This window comes from Erwinia sp. BNK-24-b, assembly GCF_047456155.1.
Taxonomy (GTDB): Bacteria; Pseudomonadota; Gammaproteobacteria; order Enterobacterales; family Enterobacteriaceae; genus Erwinia; species Erwinia phyllosphaerae.
Genome location: NZ_CP179901.1, coordinates 1 through 18,447 on the forward strand (window position 1 = coordinate 1; position 18,447 = coordinate 18,447).

The 18,447-nt window shown below is 54.2% G+C and carries 11 protein-coding genes, 4 tRNA genes and 3 rRNA genes; 15 read left to right on the plus strand and 3 right to left on the minus strand.

The genetic code is table 11. The features are described 5' to 3' along the window. The first annotated feature begins 309 nt into the window (after positions 1–309). The 7 genes from ACMGGR_RS00005 to ACMGGR_RS00035 all read left to right on the plus strand — a co-directional run bounded on the left by ACMGGR_RS00005 (position 310) and on the right by ACMGGR_RS00035 (position 5,828). Positions 310–1,851: ribosomal RNA gene (locus ACMGGR_RS00005) — 16S ribosomal RNA — on the plus strand. A 74-nt stretch (positions 1,852–1,925) separates the two neighbouring features. Then, a tRNA-Ile gene (locus ACMGGR_RS00010) sits at positions 1,926–2,002 on the plus strand. Between the two features lie 172 nt (positions 2,003–2,174). After that, positions 2,175–2,250: transfer RNA gene (locus ACMGGR_RS00015), tRNA-Ala, on the plus strand. 198 nt (positions 2,251–2,448) lie between these two features. Continuing rightward, positions 2,449–5,350, plus strand: a 23S ribosomal RNA gene (locus tag ACMGGR_RS00020). Positions 5,351–5,452: 102 nt separating this feature from the next. Then, positions 5,453–5,568, plus strand: a 5S ribosomal RNA gene (gene rrf, locus ACMGGR_RS00025). Together the 16S, 23S and 5S rRNA genes with 4 tRNA genes alongside form the textbook arrangement of a ribosomal RNA operon. 100 nt (positions 5,569–5,668) lie before the next feature. Continuing rightward, positions 5,669–5,745 (plus strand) — tRNA-Asp (locus ACMGGR_RS00030). Positions 5,746–5,752: 7 nt separating this feature from the next. After that, positions 5,753–5,828: transfer RNA gene (locus ACMGGR_RS00035), tRNA-Trp, on the plus strand. Positions 5,829–6,256: 428 nt separating this feature from the next. Here the strand turns inward: ACMGGR_RS00035 and hdfR are convergent. Continuing rightward, positions 6,257–7,081: an HTH-type transcriptional regulator HdfR gene (gene hdfR, locus ACMGGR_RS00040; protein WP_246762428.1), complete on the minus strand. Its 825-nt coding sequence runs from the start codon at positions 7,079–7,081 to the stop codon at positions 6,257–6,259. Positions 7,082–7,202: 121 nt separating this feature from the next. Here hdfR and ACMGGR_RS00045 point away from each other — a divergent pair, with 121 nt between their 5' ends. Continuing rightward, positions 7,203–7,541, plus strand: a complete 339-nt coding sequence (locus ACMGGR_RS00045) for a DUF413 domain-containing protein (protein WP_246762429.1) — start codon at positions 7,203–7,205, stop codon at positions 7,539–7,541. Between the two features lie 61 nt (positions 7,542–7,602). On the opposite strand, the gene ACMGGR_RS00050 is transcribed toward ACMGGR_RS00045, so the two are convergent. Then, positions 7,603–8,955 carry a YifB family Mg chelatase-like AAA ATPase gene (locus tag ACMGGR_RS00050; protein WP_414147890.1) on the minus strand — a complete coding sequence of 451 codons (1,353 nt, stop codon included), beginning with the start codon at positions 8,953–8,955 and terminating at the stop codon, positions 7,603–7,605. Positions 8,956–9,301: 346 nt separating this feature from the next. On the opposite strand from ACMGGR_RS00050, the gene ACMGGR_RS00055 reads away from it, so the two are divergent. The 6 genes from ACMGGR_RS00055 (at position 9,302) to ilvA (ending at position 15,856) form a co-directional block, all read left to right on the plus strand. After that, entirely contained in the window at positions 9,302–9,400 is a 99-nt protein-coding gene (locus tag ACMGGR_RS00055) for an IlvGEDA operon leader peptide (protein WP_125290746.1), read from the plus strand. 149 nt (positions 9,401–9,549) lie between these two features. After that, positions 9,550–11,196 (plus strand): acetolactate synthase 2 catalytic subunit, encoded by a 1,647-nt coding sequence (gene ilvG / locus ACMGGR_RS00060; RefSeq protein WP_414147891.1) that lies wholly within the window; start codon positions 9,550–9,552, stop codon positions 11,194–11,196. Beyond that, entirely contained in the window at positions 11,193–11,450 is a 258-nt protein-coding gene (gene ilvM, locus ACMGGR_RS00065; protein WP_246762446.1) for an acetolactate synthase 2 small subunit, read from the plus strand. The genes ilvG and ilvM overlap by 4 nt, the downstream gene beginning before the upstream one ends. Before the next feature lie 18 nt (positions 11,451–11,468). Further along, positions 11,469–12,395 carry a branched-chain amino acid transaminase gene (locus ACMGGR_RS00070; protein ID WP_246762447.1) on the plus strand — a complete coding sequence of 309 codons (927 nt, stop codon included), beginning with the start codon at positions 11,469–11,471 and terminating at the stop codon, positions 12,393–12,395. Between the two features lie 60 nt (positions 12,396–12,455). Then, positions 12,456–14,306, plus strand: a complete 1,851-nt coding sequence (gene ilvD, locus ACMGGR_RS00075; protein ID WP_246762449.1) for a dihydroxy-acid dehydratase — start codon at positions 12,456–12,458, stop codon at positions 14,304–14,306. A gap of 5 nt (positions 14,307–14,311) precedes the next feature. After that, entirely contained in the window at positions 14,312–15,856 is a 1,545-nt protein-coding gene (gene ilvA / locus ACMGGR_RS00080) for a threonine ammonia-lyase, biosynthetic (RefSeq protein ID WP_246762456.1), read from the plus strand. Here ilvA and ilvY read toward each other — a convergent pair. Then, entirely contained in the window at positions 15,853–16,734 is an 882-nt protein-coding gene (gene ilvY, locus ACMGGR_RS00085; RefSeq protein WP_246762457.1) for an HTH-type transcriptional activator IlvY, read from the minus strand. The genes ilvA and ilvY overlap by 4 nt on opposite strands. Before the next feature lie 153 nt (positions 16,735–16,887). On the opposite strand from ilvY, the gene ilvC reads away from it, so the two are divergent. Then, entirely contained in the window at positions 16,888–18,366 is a 1,479-nt protein-coding gene (gene ilvC, locus ACMGGR_RS00090) for a ketol-acid reductoisomerase (RefSeq protein WP_414147892.1), read from the plus strand. Positions 18,367–18,447 lie beyond the last annotated feature (81 nt).

Genomic DNA, 18,447 nt, shown 5'->3' on the forward strand with positions numbered 1-18,447 from the left:
GAGAACTCCCTATAATGCGCCTCCACTGACACGGAACAACGGCTTACGAGTCGCCGGGTTAGAAAGAGAAAAGTGAGAAATTCCTTGACTCTACAGCGGGAAAGCGTAACATCTGCACCCCGCGCCACACGAGATATGTGGCAACGCTCTTTAACAATTTATCAGACAATCTGTGTGGGCACTCGCAGGATTGATATCAGCGTCTCCGGACGCAAAAAATATCAAGTCTTAAGAGTGAACACATAATGAAAATTCATTATGACGTTTTACACTTGAGCATCGCTGCACTTGTTGCAGCAAATCAAACTTAAATTGAAGAGTTTGATCATGGCTCAGATTGAACGCTGGCGGCAGGCCTAACACATGCAAGTCGAACGGTAGCACAGAAGAGCTTGCTCTTCGGGTGACGAGTGGCGGACGGGTGAGTAATGTCTGGGGATCTGCCCGATAGAGGGGGATAACCACTGGAAACGGTGGCTAATACCGCATAACGTCGCAAGACCAAAGAGGGGGACCTTCGGGCCTCTCACTATCGGATGAACCCAGATGGGATTAGCTAGTAGGTGGGGTAACGGCTCACCTAGGCAACGATCCCTAGCTGGTCTGAGAGGATGACCAGCCACACTGGAACTGAGACACGGTCCAGACTCCTACGGGAGGCAGCAGTGGGGAATATTGCACAATGGGCGCAAGCCTGATGCAGCCATGCCGCGTGTATGAAGAAGGCCTTCGGGTTGTAAAGTACTTTCAGCGGGGAGGAAGGGACAGAGCTTAATACGCTCTGTCATTGACGTTACCCGCAGAAGAAGCACCGGCTAACTCCGTGCCAGCAGCCGCGGTAATACGGAGGGTGCAAGCGTTAATCGGAATTACTGGGCGTAAAGCGCACGCAGGCGGTCTGTCAAGTCGGATGTGAAATCCCCGGGCTCAACCCGGGAACTGCATTCGAAACTGGCAGGCTAGAGTCTCGTAGAGGGGGGTAGAATTCCAGGTGTAGCGGTGAAATGCGTAGAGATCTGGAGGAATACCGGTGGCGAAGGCGGCCCCCTGGACGAAGACTGACGCTCAGGTGCGAAAGCGTGGGGAGCAAACAGGATTAGATACCCTGGTAGTCCACGCCGTAAACGATGTCGACTTGGAGGTTGTGCCCTTGAGGCGTGGCTTCCGGAGCTAACGCGTTAAGTCGACCGCCTGGGGAGTACGGCCGCAAGGTTAAAACTCAAATGAATTGACGGGGGCCCGCACAAGCGGTGGAGCATGTGGTTTAATTCGATGCAACGCGAAGAACCTTACCTGGCCTTGACATCCACGGAATTTGGCAGAGATGCCTTAGTGCCTTCGGGAACCGTGAGACAGGTGCTGCATGGCTGTCGTCAGCTCGTGTTGTGAAATGTTGGGTTAAGTCCCGCAACGAGCGCAACCCTTATCCTTTGTTGCCAGCGATTCGGTCGGGAACTCAAAGGAGACTGCCGGTGATAAACCGGAGGAAGGTGGGGATGACGTCAAGTCATCATGGCCCTTACGGCCAGGGCTACACACGTGCTACAATGGCGCATACAAAGAGAAGCGACCTCGCGAGAGCAAGCGGACCTCATAAAGTGCGTCGTAGTCCGGATCGGAGTCTGCAACTCGACTCCGTGAAGTCGGAATCGCTAGTAATCGTGGATCAGAATGCCACGGTGAATACGTTCCCGGGCCTTGTACACACCGCCCGTCACACCATGGGAGTGGGTTGCAAAAGAAGTAGGTAGCTTAACCTTCGGGAGGGCGCTTACCACTTTGTGATTCATGACTGGGGTGAAGTCGTAACAAGGTAACCGTAGGGGAACCTGCGGTTGGATCACCTCCTTACCTGAAGATACCGTCGTGCGAAGTGCTCACACAGATTGTCTGATAGAAAAGTAACGAGCAGAAAAAACCTCTACAGGCTTGTAGCTCAGGTGGTTAGAGCGCACCCCTGATAAGGGTGAGGTCGGTGGTTCAAGTCCACTCAGGCCTACCAGATTCTTTCCTGTCCTGCGTTGTGACTTCACTTGCATATCGTGATATGCGGCGCGAAGCCACGCCTTGACCAGAAAAGAATTGCATCTTTCGCAGGAGAGATGCTGCTGCGGTTTTCCGCAAGGAAAAACGTGACCTGGTGGAGTGGTAGATGGTCTCTGCAGTAACTGTATGGGGCTATAGCTCAGCTGGGAGAGCGCCTGCCTTGCACGCAGGAGGTCAGCGGTTCGATCCCGCTTAGCTCCACCATGCAGTTTACAACACTATCTCAAAACTGGCTTACGAGCCACGTTTGAGATATTTGCTCTTTAACAATCCGGAACAAGCTGAAAATTGAAACGACGCGTCGCGTTCATTCTCCGTAATAAGAATGAACAGAGCGATGTGGTCGAGTCTCTCAATGCCTGCAACAGCAATGTGTCCTTTCGGGACGCTTGTGGGTTGTGAGGTTAAGTGACTAAGCGTACACGGTGGATGCCCTGGCAGTCAGAGGCGATGAAGGGCGTGCTAATCTGCGATAAGCGTCGGTAAGGTGATATGAACCGTTACAACCGACGATACCCGAATGGGGAAACCCGGTGCACTTGTGCATCATTGCAGCATGAATACATAGTGCTGCAAGGCGAACCTGGGGAACTGAAACATCTAAGTACCCAGAGGAAAAGAAATCAACCGAGATTCCCCCAGTAGCGGCGAGCGAACGGGGAACAGCCCGGAACCATCATCAGTTTGTGTGTCAGTGGAAGCGTCTGGAAAGTCGCAGGGTACAGGGTGATACTCCCGTACACGAAGATACACTTGCTGTGAGTTCGAAGAGTAGGGCGGGACACGTGATATCCTGTCTGAAGATGGGGGGACCATCCTCCAAGGCTAAATACTCCTGACTGACCGATAGTGAACCAGTACCGTGAGGGAAAGGCGAAAAGAACCCCGGCGAGGGGAGTGAAACAGAACCTGAAACCGTGTACGTACAAGCAGTGGGAGCACCCTTGTGGTGTGACTGCGTACCTTTTGTATAATGGGTCAGCGACTTATATTCTGTAGCAAGGTTAACCGTATAGGGGAGCCGCAGGGAAACCGAGTCTTAACTGGGCGTTAAGTTGCAGGGTATAGACCCGAAACCCGGTGATCTAGCCATGGGCAGGTTGAAGGTTGGGTAACACTAACTGGAGGACCGAACCGACTAATGTTGAAAAATTAGCGGATGACCTGTGGCTGGGGGTGAAAGGCCAATCAAACCGGGAGATAGCTGGTTCTCCCCGAAAGCTATTTAGGTAGCGCCTCGTGAATTCATCTCCGGGGGTAGAGCACTGTTTCGGCTAGGGGGCCATCCCGGCTTACCAACCCGATGCAAACTGCGAATACCGGAGAATGTTATCACGGGAGACACACGGCGGGTGCTAACGTCCGTCGTGAAGAGGGAAACAACCCAGACCGCCAGCTAAGGTCCCAAAGTCATGGTTAAGTGGGAAACGATGTGGGAAGGCACAGACAGCCAGGATGTTGGCTTAGAAGCAGCCATCATTTAAAGAAAGCGTAATAGCTCACTGGTCGAGTCGGCCTGCGCGGAAGATGTAACGGGGCTAAACCATGCACCGAAGCTGCGGCAGCGACACTATGTGTTGTTGGGTAGGGGAGCGTTCTGTAAGCCGTCGAAGGTGGCCTGTGAGGGCTGCTGGAGGTATCAGAAGTGCGAATGCTGACATAAGTAACGATAAAGCGGGTGAAAAGCCCGCTCGCCGGAAGACCAAGGGTTCCTGTCCAACGTTAATCGGGGCAGGGTGAGTCGACCCCTAAGGCGAGGCCGAAAGGCGTAGTCGATGGGAAACAGGTTAATATTCCTGTACTCGGTGTTACTGCGAAGGGGGGACGGAGAAGGCTATGTTGGCCGGGCGACGGTTGTCCCGGTTTAAGCGTGTAGGCTGAGCATCCAGGCAAATCCGGATGCTTAAGGCTGAGGCGTGACGACGAGGCACTACGGTGCTGAAGTAACAGATGCCCTGCTTCCAGGAAAAGCCTCTAAGCTCCAGGTAACACAGAATCGTACCCCAAACCGACACAGGTGGTCAGGTAGAGAATACCAAGGCGCTTGAGAGAACTCGGGTGAAGGAACTAGGCAAAATGGTGCCGTAACTTCGGGAGAAGGCACGCTGGCGCGTAGGTGGAGGGACTTGCTCCCCGAGCCGAAGCCAGTCGAAGATACCAGCTGGCTGCAACTGTTTATTAAAAACACAGCACTGTGCAAACACGAAAGTGGACGTATACGGTGTGACGCCTGCCCGGTGCCGGAAGGTTAATTGATGGGGTTATCCGCAAGGAGAAGCTCTTGATCGAAGCCCCGGTAAACGGCGGCCGTAACTATAACGGTCCTAAGGTAGCGAAATTCCTTGTCGGGTAAGTTCCGACCTGCACGAATGGCGTAATGATGGCCAGGCTGTCTCCACCCGAGACTCAGTGAAATTGAACTCGCTGTGAAGATGCAGTGTACCCGCGGCAAGACGGAAAGACCCCGTGAACCTTTACTACAGCTTGACACTGAACATTGAGCCTTGATGTGTAGGATAGGTGGGAGGCTTTGAAGCGTGGACGCCAGTCTGCGTGGAGCCATCCTTGAAATACCACCCTTTAACGTTTGATGTTCTAACCTGGCGCCATAATCTGGCGTGGGGACAGTGTCTGGTGGGTAGTTTGACTGGGGCGGTCTCCTCCCAAAGAGTAACGGAGGAGCACGAAGGTCAGCTAATCACGGTCGGACATCGTGAGGTTAGTGCAATGGCATAAGCTGGCTTGACTGCGAGAGTGACGGCTCGAGCAGGTGCGAAAGCAGGTCATAGTGATCCGGTGGTTCTGTATGGAAGGGCCATCGCTCAACGGATAAAAGGTACTCCGGGGATAACAGGCTGATACCGCCCAAGAGTTCATATCGACGGCGGTGTTTGGCACCTCGATGTCGGCTCATCACATCCTGGGGCTGAAGTAGGTCCCAAGGGTACGGCTGTTCGCCGTTTAAAGTGGTACGCGAGCTGGGTTTAGAACGTCGTGAGACAGTTCGGTCCCTATCTGCCGTGGGCGCTGGAGAATTGAGAGGGGTTGCTCCTAGTACGAGAGGACCGGAGTGAACGCACCGCTGGTGTTCGGGTTGTCACGCCAGTGGCATTGCCCGGTAGCTAAGTGCGGAAAAGATAAGCGCTGAAAGCATCTAAGCGCGAAACTTGCCTCGAGATGAGTTCTCCCTGTGGCTATACGCCACCTGAAGGGACGTTGAAGACGACGACGTTGATAGGCCGGATGTGTAAGCGCAGCGATGCGTTGAGCTAACCGGTACTAATGACCCGTGAGGCTTAACCTTACAACGCCAGAAGCGTTCTGGCAGTGTTGAGAGACACACAATTTTCAGCTTTGTTCCCGGATAACTTTGCGCGGCCTGTGGCGGCGTGAAGAACAGAATTTGCCTGGCGGCTTTAGCGCGGTGGTCCCACCTGACCCCATGCCGAACTCAGAAGTGAAACGCCGTAGCGCCGATGGTAGTGTGGGGCCTCCCCATGCGAGAGTAGGGAACTGCCAGGCATCAAATTAGACCATTTATGGTCATGACCTTTCCGGTGACATGGAAAGGGCGAAACACCTGATATCAGAGGCAACATTCTGAGTTCAGTACAGAATCGGTGGAGCGGTAGTTCAGTTGGTTAGAATACCTGCCTGTCACGCAGGGGGTCGCGGGTTCGAGCCCCGTCCGTTCCGCCACCCTTTTAGGGGCGTAGTTCAATTGGTAGAGCACCGGTCTCCAAAACCGGGTGTTGGGAGTTCGAGTCTCTCCGCCCCTGCCAAATAAAAAATAATCCTTTGCTTCGGCAAAGGATTTTTTTTGTCCTGAAAATGTCTTTCTGTATCTTTTCTTTTTTTCATTCACTTCTTTTTTAGCAAAAAATCTTAGCAAAAACGTAGATACGCTATTCAAAATAAAACCAGAATGGCCAGAGATCTTCCCATCTATAGCACTAAGCTATGGATCAACGATCCAGGCTTTGTTTATCTACTGTGCTGAAATATAGCCAATGACCCAGACTTTGTTGATCTCTGCTGTGCTGAGATAGGGTAAATAGCCATAAATTTGCTCAGCTGCTGCGCTGAACTATGAAATAACCAGAGACTTGTTCATCTGCTGCGCTGAATAATGGCAGATGGCCAGAGACCTGACCATCTGCTGCGTTGAACTATCTGGATGGTCAGAGACCTGACCATCTAATGCGTTGAACTATGGCGTATTGACCGGGAACTTTAGCAGCTGTCGGATATGCGCCTGCTGATCGCTGTTTTGTAACCAGACTGCATAAAGCGGCCTGACGGCGACAGGCGTATCGGGGATCACAATCAGATCCGCATATTCGCTGTGCCAGAGATCCGGTAAGAAAGCGCAGGCACCGGTTGTATGCAGCAGCTGACGCGTCAAATGAGCCGAGGTTGTCGTCAAGACCGGCACATCATCGGCACCTGCCAGGTAGCTCTCATGTTGATGAAAGTCCGCCCCCCATTCCAGCTTAATGTAGTCATATTTCTCACGTTTCTCCGATTTTCGCGAACGATAAAGCGTAAGAGAGATATGGCCAATTTGCTGACTGGTAAGCTCGTCCATTTTTGGCGCTTCGGTCGTAATGAGCAGATCGAGCTGACGCTCATGTAGCTGCTTCACCAGCAAATGTCGCTGGGCCACCCTTGCTTCAAGATGCAAATCTTCCCGGTTTTCATACAGCGTTTGCAGCCATGGCGTCAGATACGCCTCCCACAAGGACGCGCTGGCCCCGATGGAAAGCTCATGGTGCTGCTGCGTGTGGGCTACCTCTTTTTTCGCCATGATCCAGGTACTCATCAGGCTTTCGGCATAAGGGAGCAGCCGTTCACCTGCCGAGGTCAGACGAATGTTATTACGATGACGGGTAAAGAGGTTGACGCCAAGCTGGTTTTCCAACTGCCTGATACGAAAGCTAACGGCAGATTGCGTAAGGTAGAGCGCTTCAGCGGCACGTCCAAAGTGGCGAGTTCTGCTCACTTCAAGAAAGGTTTTTAATAATTCCGTATCCACATCCGTCTCCTGAAAATCATTTGTCGTCATGATTTAAATGTTTTGTTTTACACTCTGTCAAGCGTATCTAATACTCCGCGCCATAAATAGCACGGCCATAAAAGAGTTAGGAGCGTGTAAAATGGCGGAAAGCTTCGCAACAACGAATCGTTTTTTTGATAATAAACATTACCCGCGCGGTTTCTCGCGTCACGGTGATTTCACCATCAAAGAAGCTCAACTTCTTGAGCGTTATGGTTACGCTTTTAACGAGCTGGATTTGGCAAAGCGTGAACCGGCAACGGAAGAAGAGCGTCTGTTTATTGAGGTATGCCGTGGCATACGTGAGCCTCAAACCGAAGCCGAACGGGTTTGGTCAAAATATATGACGCGAATCAAGCGTCCCAAGCGTTTTCACACGCTTTCCGGCGGCAAGCCGCAGATGGAAGGTGTGGAAGACTATTCGGACAGCGATGATTAATGATAAAGGGGCTTCGGCCCCTTTATTGTCAGTGATAAACGCTTTTTTGCAAGGCAAAACCTTATTCCAGGCTCCTGAGCAGGTGAATTAACAACCTGTCGATAGCACGATAGCTTAAAGCCTCGTGTAAATGTTCCCGCTTAATGCTTTTCTCTTCCGCCAGATCGGCAATGGTGCGCGCAACTTTCAAAATGCGTTGCCAGGCTCGTACAGAAAGTCCCAGCTGGCTTAACACCTCTTCCAGCCACTTTGCGTCTTTATCCTCAATGTCACAATGCTGACGGATTTCATGCGGTTTCAACATTCCGTTTATTGCTCCGGCACGCGCTTGCTGAATTTTCCTTGCTGACAGAACACGTTGTCGTACCGTCGCGCTGGGGTTCATGGCCGCTATCAGCTGGAAACGTGCTGGCCAGGTTACTTTTGCCCGTGCGCGCGAGATACAGATACTGCCAGATTCGACAGGTTCCCGTAAGGCATCCAGCGTCTTACGTTCAAATTCCGGTAATTCATCCAGAAACAGGATGCCGTTGTGGGCCAGCGATATCTCGCCAGGCTTAGGTAATGCTCCACCGCCGACCAGCGCATAGCGTGAAGAAGTATGATGAGGTGCACGGAAAGGCCGCTGACGCCACTGATGCTGAATGAGCGATGAGCTAACCACGCTGGCAATAGCGGCGCTCTCCAGCGCTTCATTGTCGCTTAACGGCGGTAACAACCCGGCAAGCCGCATGGCCAGCATCGTTTTTCCTGTGCCAGGCGGCCCGATTAACAGCAGGTTATGGCCGCCGGCGGCAGCCACTTCCAGCGCTCTTTTTGCCTGCTGCTGCCCGATAATTTCATTCAGGTCTTCAGGTGGGAAAAGGGGCGCGGCCGCGTTATAGCAAGCTTTTTCCAGCGGTGCCTGGCCGTTCAGAAAAGTACACACCTCCAGCAGACTGGTTGCCAGGTGGCTGTGCGCATGACGTACCAGACCAACCTCATCCCGATTATCGCAAGAGAGGATAAGCTCACGGTTAGCGTCGGCTGCGGCCATCGCTGCAGGGATCGCAGCCTGTACGCCCCGCAGAGCCCCCGTCAGCGCAAGTTCTCCCAGTAACTCATACTTCCCCAGTTTTTCTCCGGAAATTTGCTCTGAGGCCGCCAGAATCGCTATGGCAATAGGCAGATCGTATCGGCCGCCTTCCTTGGGTAAATCCGCAGGGGCGAGATTGACGGTAATGCGCCTGGCAGGGAAAGAAAAACCGCAGTTTATCAATGCGCTCCGCACACGCTCTCGGGCTTCTTTTACCGTTGTTTCCGGTAAGCCAACCAGCGTAAGCGCAGGCAGACCATTACTCAGATGAACCTCAACGGTGACCAGCGGCGCTTCTACGCCCATGGCGGCACGGGTGTAGGCTATAGATAACGACATAAAAACTCCTTTTGGCGTTATTTTGTCCGCTGGCGGATACAAATACGATGCCCCAATGTTTGTTTACGAAGACAGCTCGCAGAAAAATTGCTGGCGGCAACATTGTTGCGCATAATTTTTCGATGCATCTCGCAAGTTAAAGCAGCGGCGATAACCGGCATAAAACGTTACGTCGGGTGCGTAATGAATAATTTTCAGGATCTGGGTTATGGGTTGATTAATAAGTGCTTTTTAATTAATCATGGCTTGCGCCAAAAAATAAAATGATGAAAAAAGTTGAATGCGATCCGCTAACTGTGATAACTCTGTAGGCATTACTTCGAACAAGTGAATTTATCGAAACTAAATGAAAGCCCTTCTACGAGTCCTAAGCCTTGTCATTATCAACGTCGTCGTGATTATTATCACGCCGTGCGGGGCTACGCTCGGAGGAAGAAAGGCTTAAAAATCAAGCCTGATTTCAGAAGAACCCCCGCACCGAAAGGTCCGGGGGTTTTTTTTTGGCAGGGCTTCCAGTGTATTAACGACAGAGGAACAGAAGATGAACAGTAGAATAAAATGCTGTTGTTCCCAGCGAGAGGCGGGGAAATAACTATGAATGGTGCTCAGTGGGTGGTTCAGGCGTTGCGTGGGCAGGGGGTCGAGACGGTTTTCGGCTATCCGGGTGGTGCAATTATGCCCGTCTATGACGCGCTTTATGATGGCGGCGTCGAACACCTACTGTGCCGTCATGAGCAGGGCGCTGCTATGGCCGCCATTGGCTATGCCCGTTCTACCGGCAAGGTAGGCGTTTGCATCGCAACTTCTGGCCCTGGCGCGACCAATCTTATTACCGGCCTGGCGGATGCAATGATGGACTCCGTGCCGGTTGTGGCCATTACCGGCCAGGTTGCTGGCGGCCTGATCGGCACCGACGCCTTTCAGGAAATCGACGTGCTGGGTTTGTCATTGGCCTGCACTAAACACAGTTTCCTGGTGGGGTCTCTGGAAGAGCTGCCGGAAGTGATGGCTGAGGCTTTTGCCATTGCACAGTCTGGTCGTCCGGGCCCGGTTTTAATCGATATTCCTAAAGATATTCAGTTAGCCAGCGGCGATCTGACCGCGCATCTGCTGCCGGTTGAAGATGACGCAGAGCATCCTCATCAGGAGCTGCAGCAGGCGCGGGCTATGCTGGCCCAGGCCAAAAAGCCGGTACTGTATGTAGGCGGCGGCGTAGGTATGGCGAACGCCGTTGGTGCACTGCGCTCATTTGCCCGCGAAACGGGTATTCCTGTTGTCGCCACGCTGAAAGGCCTGGGCGCACCCGATCCTCAGGATGCCTGCTATCTGGGTATGCTGGGCATGCACGGTACTAAAGCGGCTAACTTCGCCGTGCAGCAGTGTGATTTGCTGATTGCCGTGGGCGCGCGTTTTGACGACCGCGTGACGGGTAAGCTTGATACATTCGCTCCCCACGCCAGCGTTATCCACATGGATATCGACCCGGCTGAACTCAATAAACTGCGCCAGGCGCATGTTGCCCTGCGCGGCGATCTCAATAAGTTATTACCCGACCTGTATCATCCAACAGACATTACTGCATGGCGCGACCACGTGCAGGCGCTGAAGGCGGATCACGGCTGGCGTTACGATCACCCGGGCGAAGCCATTTATGCGCCGCTGTTTTTAAAGCAGCTTTCCGATCGTAAACCTGCCAGCGCTGTAGTGACCACAGATGTTGGCCAGCACCAGATGTGGACGGCACAGCATGTAAGCTTTAACCAGCCGGAAGATTTCATTACTTCCAGCGGCCTGGGCACGATGGGCTTTGGGCTGCCAGCCGCCGTGGGTGCTCAGGTGGCGCGCCCTGACGATACGGTCATCTGCGTCTCGGGCGATGGCTCTTTTATGATGAACGTCCAGGAGCTGGGCACCATCAAGCGTAAGCAGCTGCCGCTGAAAATCGTGCTGCTGGACAACCAGCGCTTAGGCATGGTGCGCCAGTGGCAGCAGCTGTTCTTCTCAGAACGCTACAGCGAAACCAACCTGTCTGATAACCCGGATTTCCTGATGCTGGCACGCGCCTTTGACATTCCCGGCCAGCGCATTACGCGTAAAGATCAGGTAGAAGCCGCGCTGGACGCCATGTTGAACAGCAAAGGCCCTTATATGCTGCACGTGTCCATTGATGAATTAGAAAACGTCTGGCCGCTGGTGCCGCCGGGCGCCAGCAACGAAAATATGATGGAGAAAACCTCATGATGCAGCATCAGTTATCCATTGAGGCGCGTCCGCGTCCCGAAATCCTGGAGCGTATCCTGCGCGTCGTTCGCCATCGTGGCTTCCAGATTTGCGCCATGAATATGTCTTCTGGCGAAAACAGCGGCAATATTAATATTGAAATGACCGTTGCCAGCCAACGTCCGGTCGACTTACTGTCGACACAGTTAAGCAAGCTGATGGATGTAGCTACCGTTCATATCCAACACCAGACAACACAACAAATCCGCGCCTGAGCGCGAAAGGAAAGAAGAATGACGAAGAAAGCTGACTTTATCTGGTTCAATGGCGAGATGGTTAAGTGGGAAGAAGCGAAGGTAAGCGTCATGTCCCACGCGTTGCACTACGGCACCTCTGTATTTGAAGGCGTCCGCTGCTACGACTCGCACAAAGGCCCGGTAGTCTTCCGCCATCGTGAACACATGCAGCGCCTGCGCGACTCAGCAAAAATCTATCGTTTCCCGGTGACGCAAAGCGTCGATGACCTGATGGAAGCGTGCCGTGAAGTGCTGCGCGTCAACAAGCTGACCAGCGCTTATATTCGTCCGCTGGTGTTTGTCGGCGATGTTGGTCTGGGCGTGAACCCGCCGGACGGTTACAGCACCGACGTGATTATTGCCGCTTTCCCGTGGGGCGCTTACCTGGGCGCAGAAGCGCTGGAGCAAGGTATTGACGCGATGGTTTCTTCCTGGAACCGCGTAGCGCCAAATACGCTGCCAACGGCGGCGAAGGCGGGCGGTAACTATCTTTCCTCTCTGCTGGTAGGCAGCGAAGCGCGTCGTCACGGCTATCAGGAAGGCATCGCGCTGGATACACAGGGTTATATCTCTGAAGGCGCGGGCGAAAACCTGTTTGAAGTGAAGGATGGCATTTTGTTTACGCCGCCGTTTACCTCTTCCGCGCTGCCGGGCATCACGCGTGACGCCATCATCAAGCTGGCGAAAGATATGGGTATCGAAGTCCGCGAGCAGGTGCTGTCCCGTGAATCGCTTTACCTGGCCGACGAAATCTTTATGTCCGGCACTGCAGCAGAAATCACGCCGGTACGCAGCGTAGACGGTATTCAGGTAGGTGAAGGTAAACGTGGTCCGGTGACAACGCGTATTCAGTCCGCCTTCTTTGGGCTGTTCACTGGCGAAACCGAAGACAAATGGGGCTGGTTAGATCCGGTAAACCCATAATAATGAAAATTGACGGGCGCCGTCTGGCGTCCGTATACCGTCTGATTCTGGAGTATGAGCATGCCTAAGTACCGTTCCGCCACTACCACCCATGGCCGTAATATGGCCGGTGCCCGCGCGCTGTGGCGCGCCACGGGAATGACCGATGACGATTTTGGTAAACCCATTATTGCCGTAGTGAACTCCTTTACGCAGTTTGTGCCGGGTCACGTCCATCTGCGCGATCTGGGCAAGCTGGTTGCCGAACAGATTGAAGCTTCCGGCGGCGTCGCCAAAGAGTTCAACACTATCGCCGTTGATGATGGCATCGCGATGGGGCACGGCGGCATGCTTTACTCTCTGCCTTCGCGCGAGCTGATTGCTGACTCGGTAGAGTACATGGTTAACGCCCATTGCGCGGATGCCATGGTCTGTATCTCTAACTGCGACAAAATCACGCCGGGCATGCTGATGGCCTCCCTGCGTTTGAATATTCCGGTGATCTTTGTTTCCGGCGGCCCAATGGAAGCCGGTAAAACCAAGCTTTCCGACAAAATCATCAAGCTGGATCTGGTCGATGCAATGATCCAAGGGGCTAACCCGAACGTCAGCGACGAAGACAGCGACAAAATCGAGCGCTCTGCCTGTCCTACCTGCGGTTCCTGTTCCGGTATGTTTACCGCGAACTCAATGAACTGTCTGACGGAAGCGCTGGGCCTGTCACAGCCGGGCAACGGCTCGCTGCTGGCAACGCATGCTGACCGTAAAGAGCTGTTCCTGAATGCCGGCAAGCGCATTGTCGAGCTGGCTAAACGCTATTACGAGCAGGATGACGAAAGCGCACTGCCGCGCAACATCGCCAGCAAAGCCGCTTTTGAAAACGCGATGACGCTGGATATCGCCATGGGCGGTTCAACCAATACCGTGCTGCACCTGTTAGCGGCAGCGCAGGAAGGCGAAATCGATTTCAATATGTCCGATATCGATCGCCTGTCACGTAAGGTGCCGCATCTGTGCAAGGTCGCGCCAAGCACGCCGAAATACCATATGGAAGATGTGCACCGTGCAGGCGGCGTTCTCGGCATTCTTGGCGAGCTGAACCGCGCGGGCCTGATGGACAACAGCGTCAAAAACGTGCTGAACCTGAGCCTGAACGAAACGCTGGAACAGTACGACATCATGCTGACCAAAGACGAAGCGGTGAAAAAGATGTTCCGTGCTGGCCCTGCCGGTATCCGCACCACCCAGGCTTTCTCGCAGGATACGCGCTGGGACACGCTGGATGACGACCGTCAGGAAGGCTGTATTCGTTCCCGCGAGTTCGCCTATAGCCAGGACGGCGGCCTTGCCATCCTGTACGGCAACATCGCCGAAGATGGCTGTATCGTTAAAACCGCTGGCGTGGAGAAAGAGATCCACAAATTCCGCGGGCCGGCCAAAGTGTATGAAAGCCAGGACGATGCGGTAACCGCTATTCTGGGCGGAAAAGTAGTTGCCGGTGACGTAGTGGTTATCCGCTACGAAGGGCCGAAAGGCGGGCCAGGCATGCAGGAAATGCTTTATCCAACCACCTACCTGAAATCGATGGGCCTGGGTAAAAGCTGTGCGCTGATTACTGATGGACGCTTCTCGGGCGGCACTTCAGGTCTTTCTATCGGTCACGCCTCTCCGGAAGCGGCCAGCGGCGGCACCATTGCGCTGGTAAAAGATGGCGACATGATCGACATCGATATTCCAAACCGCGGCATCAAGCTGGACGTGCCGGACAACGAGCTGCATGCCCGTCGTGAAGAGGAAGAGGCGCGTGGTGACGCGGCTTATACGCCTCATCATCGCGAGCGTCAGGTTTCCCTTGCTCTGCGTGCTTACGCCTTACTGGCAACCAGCGCGGACAAAGGCGCGGTACGTGATAAGAGCAAGCTGGGAGGCTAAAAAGAATGGCTGAGTCTCAACCGCTACCCGCCGAGCCTTGCGGCGCGGAATATCTACGAGCCGTGCTTCGTTCGCCGGTTTACGAGGTCGCACAGGTGACGCCTTTGCAAAAGATGGAGAAAATTTCTTCTCGTCTGGGTAATACGGTGCTGGTTAAACGTGAAGATCGCCAGCCGGTGCACAGCTTCAAGGTGCGCGGTGCCTATGCGATGATCGCTTCGCTGAACGAAGAGCAAAAAGCCAACGGCGTAGTCACCGCTTCGGCAGGCAACCATGCTCAGGGCGTCGCGCTGTCGGCAACCCGGCTGGGAATTAAATCGCTGATCGTGATGCCGCTGGCGACGGCAGACATCAAAGTGGAAGCCGTGCGGGCGTTTGGCGGTGAGGCTTATCTGTTTGGCGCTAACTTTGACGAAGCCAAAGCGAAAGCGCTCGAGCTGGCGGAGCAAAAGGGCTACACCTTTGTGCCGCCGTTCGATCATCCGATGGTCATCGCGGGCCAGGGAACGCTGGCGATGGAGCTGCTGCAGCAGGATGCACATCTCGATCGCATTTTTGTGCCCGTGGGCGGCGGCGGCCTGGCGGCTGGCGTGGCGGTGCTGATCAAACAGCTGATGCCACAAATAAAAGTTATCGCCGTTGAGGCGGAGGATTCAGCCTGTCTGAAAGCCGCGCTGGAAGCGGGTGAACCGGTCGATCTGCCGCGCGTGGGGCTGTTTGCCGAAGGCGTGGCGGTAAAACGCATCGGCAGCGAAACCTTTCGGCTTTGCCGGGAATATCTGGATGACATCATCACCGTAGACAGCGATGCCATCTGTGCGGCAATGAAAGACCTGTTTGAAGATGTGCGCGCCGTTGCGGAGCCTTCTGGCGCACTGGCGCTGGCCGGGATGAAAAAGTATATCCAGCAGCATCAGATCAAGGGTGAGCGTCTGGCGCATGTTCTTTCTGGCGCTAACGTTAACTTCCACGGTTTACGCTATGTTTCCGAACGCTGCGAACTGGGCGAACAGCGTGAAGCGCTGCTGGCGGTAACTATTCCGGAACAAAAAGGCAGCTTTCTGAAGTTCTGTCAGCTGCTGGGCGGTCGCTCAGTCACCGAGTTCAACTATCGCTTCGCTAATCCCGATAACGCCTGCATTTTTGTCGGCGTCCGGCTGACGCGTGGCCTGGAAGAACGCAGTGAAATATTGCAGCTGCTGGATGAAGGCGGCTATAAGGTGGTCGATCTTTCCGATGATGAAATGGCAAAGCTGCACGTGCGCTATATGGTTGGCGGTCGTCCATCCAAACCGCTGCGCGAGCGCCTGTACAGCTTTGAGTTTCCGGAAGCGCCCGGCGCGCTGCTGCGCTTTTTGCAGACGCTGGGCACGCACTGGAACATTACGCTGTTTCATTACCGCAGCCACGGCACCGACTATGGCCGCGTGCTGGCAGGATTCGAACTGAGCGACAGCGAGCCGCAGTTTGAAGAACACCTGACCGCGCTGGGCTACGATTTTCACAACGAAACCGCTAACCCGGCTTTCAGCTTCTTCCTGGCCGGTTAAAGCAGGCTCCAGAACGCATCAATCAGCGGCTCGTTGAGCCGCTTTCTTTGCACGCAAACGCCCAGCTCCAGCGGGGCGACAATATCAATGTTTTCCAGTTCCAGAATACGGTTACGGATTGGCTCCGGGCTGTTCTCCAGCACCACATCGGGGATCAGCGCGATGCCGCAGCCTAAAGCTACCATCGACACAATCGCCTCATGTCCGCCCACGGTGGCATAAATCAGCGGACTGGCAATGCGGCGGCGGCGAAACCATAAATCGATACGCTGTCGGGTTGGCCCTTGATCGGGCAGGATAAACGGAATCTGCGTCCAGTCGGGTTCGGGCTGGCTGGCCTGGCTACGTACCGGACAGGGCAGCGCGGGCGCAATCAGCACCAGCGGGATCGGGCCAAGCGCAGTAAAATCAATACTGGCAGGCAGCGTTTCCGGTCGTCCGGCGATAGCGATATCGGCCTCGGCGCTTTGCACTTTTTCCACCGCATCGGCGGGATCGCCCGTGGTTAGCTTGATCTCCACCAGCGGATGCTCTGCGCGAAAACGATCAAGGATTGGCGGTAAATGGCTGTAGGCGGCGGTCACCGAGCAAAACAGGCGTAGTTCGCCGCTCAGCGACGGACCATGCTGACCGATAGCGTGGCGCAGCTGCTGATACTGCAACAGCGTTTGCTGGGCGAACTGCCGCAGCTGCTCTCCGGCATCGGTCAGCGTAACGGTGCGGTTATCGCGTAAAAACAGCGTCTGGCCAAGATCTTCCTCCAGCCGCTGAATCTGGCGGGAAAGCGTGGAGGGACTCACGTGCATGGCTCGCGCGCTGCGGCCAAAATGGCGGCTTTCGGCCAGGTGAAGAAAAAGTTTTAGATCGCGTAAATCCATGCGCTTCAGGCCTCATTTTAGCGTTGCAGTAATTGCAATATGACGTTGTTAATATATCAATTTAAGCAATGCATTTCCTGTCATAAGATGGGAATCAAGAGGGTGATACACATCACCGACAAATAAAAGACGAACACAACCTCAGGAGTTACCATGGCTAACTATTTCAATACTTTGAACCTGCGCAACCAGTTAGCGCAATTAGGTAAATGCCGCTTTATGGCGCGCGATGAATTTGCGGATGAAGCAAGCTACCTGAAAGGCAAAAAGGTCGTCATCGTTGGCTGTGGCGCTCAGGGTCTGAACCAGGGTCTGAATATGCGTGATTCTGGCCTGGATATCGCTTATGCACTGCGCGCCGAGGCGATTGCAGAGAAGCGTGCTTCATGGCGTAAAGCGACTGAAAACGGTTTTAAAGTAGGCACCTACGAAGAACTGATCCCGCAGGCCGATCTGGTGGTTAACCTGACTCCGGACAAGCAGCACACCTCGGTAGTACGTGCAGTCCAGCCGCTGATGAAAGATGGCGCCGCGCTGGGCTATTCGCACGGTTTTAACATCGTGGAAGTGGGCGAACAAATTCGTAAAGACATCACCGTAGTGATGGTTGCGCCAAAATGTCCGGGTACGGAAGTGCGTGAAGAGTACAAGCGTGGTTTTGGCGTGCCGACGCTGATTGCCGTGCACCCGGAAAACGATCCGAAAGGCGAAGGCATGGCGATTGCCAAAGCCTGGGCAGCCGCAACCGGCGGCCATCGTGCTGGCGTGCTGGAATCCTCTTTCGTAGCGGAAGTGAAATCTGACCTGATGGGCGAGCAGACCATTCTGTGCGGTATGCTGCAGGCCGGTTCGCTGCTGTGTTTCGACAAGCTGGTGGCTGAAGGTACCGATCCGGCTTACGCGGAAAAACTGATTCAGTTCGGCTGGGAAACCGTGACCGAAGCGCTGAAGCAGGGCGGCATCACGCTGATGATGGACCGTCTGTCTAACCCGGCTAAAGTTCGCGCTTTTGAGCTGTCCGAGCAGCTGAAAACCATTATGGCGCCGCTGTTCCAGAAGCACATGGACGACATCATCTCCGGCGAGTTCTCTTCCGGCATGATGGCTGACTGGGCCAACGACGACAAAAAACTGCTGGGCTGGCGTGAAGAGACCGGGAAAACCGCTTTTGAAACCGCGCCGCAGTTTGAAGGTAAAATCGCCGAGCAGGACTACTTCGATCAGGGCGTGCTGATGATCGCAATGGTCAAAGCAGGCGTTGAGCTGGCGTTTGAAACCATGGTGGATGCAGGCATTATTGAAGAGTCTGCCTACTACGAGTCGCTGCACGAACTGCCGCTGATTGCCAACACCATCGCACGTAAGCGCCTGTATGAAATGAACGTGGTTATCTCTGATACTGCCGAATACGGTAACTACCTGTTCTCTTACGCGGCCGTTCCGCTGCTGAAAGAGTTTATGACCACCTTGCAGGCAGGCGATCTGGGCAAGGCGGCGACAGCTTCCGCTTCCGTCGATAACGCACAGCTGCGCGACGTTAATGAAGCTATTCGTAACCATCCTATCGAATCTGTTGGCCGCAAGCTGCGTGGCTATATGACCGATATGAAACGTATTGCAGTAGCTGGCTAAGATAAGAAGCGCGGGCTGGCCCGCGCTTTAACGTTTGCAGGCGCGGGGGAAATCCCGCGCTTTTTTTATGCCGCTACCGTG

Bases quoted from the DNA above. Each gene is read 5' to 3' on its own strand.
- ACMGGR_RS00055 (WP_125290746.1), top strand. From the start codon at position 9,302: ATGAAAGCCCTTCTACGAGTCCTAAGCCTTGTCATTATCAACGTCGTC.
- ilvY (WP_246762457.1), bottom strand. From the start codon at position 16,734: ATGGATTTACGCGATCTAAAACTTTTTCTTCACCTGGCCGAAAGCCGC.
- ilvG (WP_414147891.1), top strand. From the start codon at position 9,550: ATGAATGGTGCTCAGTGGGTGGTTCAGGCGTTGCGTGGGCAGGGGGTC.
- ACMGGR_RS00045 (WP_246762429.1), top strand. From the start codon at position 7,203: ATGGCGGAAAGCTTCGCAACAACGAATCGTTTTTTTGATAATAAACAT.
- ACMGGR_RS00070 (WP_246762447.1), top strand. From the start codon at position 11,469: ATGACGAAGAAAGCTGACTTTATCTGGTTCAATGGCGAGATGGTTAAG.
- ACMGGR_RS00050 (WP_414147890.1), bottom strand. From the start codon at position 8,955: ATGTCGTTATCTATAGCCTACACCCGTGCCGCCATGGGCGTAGAAGCG.
- ilvA (WP_246762456.1), top strand. From the start codon at position 14,312: ATGGCTGAGTCTCAACCGCTACCCGCCGAGCCTTGCGGCGCGGAATAT.
- ilvC (WP_414147892.1), top strand. From the start codon at position 16,888: ATGGCTAACTATTTCAATACTTTGAACCTGCGCAACCAGTTAGCGCAA.
- ilvD (WP_246762449.1), top strand. From the start codon at position 12,456: ATGCCTAAGTACCGTTCCGCCACTACCACCCATGGCCGTAATATGGCC.
- ilvM (WP_246762446.1), top strand. From the start codon at position 11,193: ATGATGCAGCATCAGTTATCCATTGAGGCGCGTCCGCGTCCCGAAATC.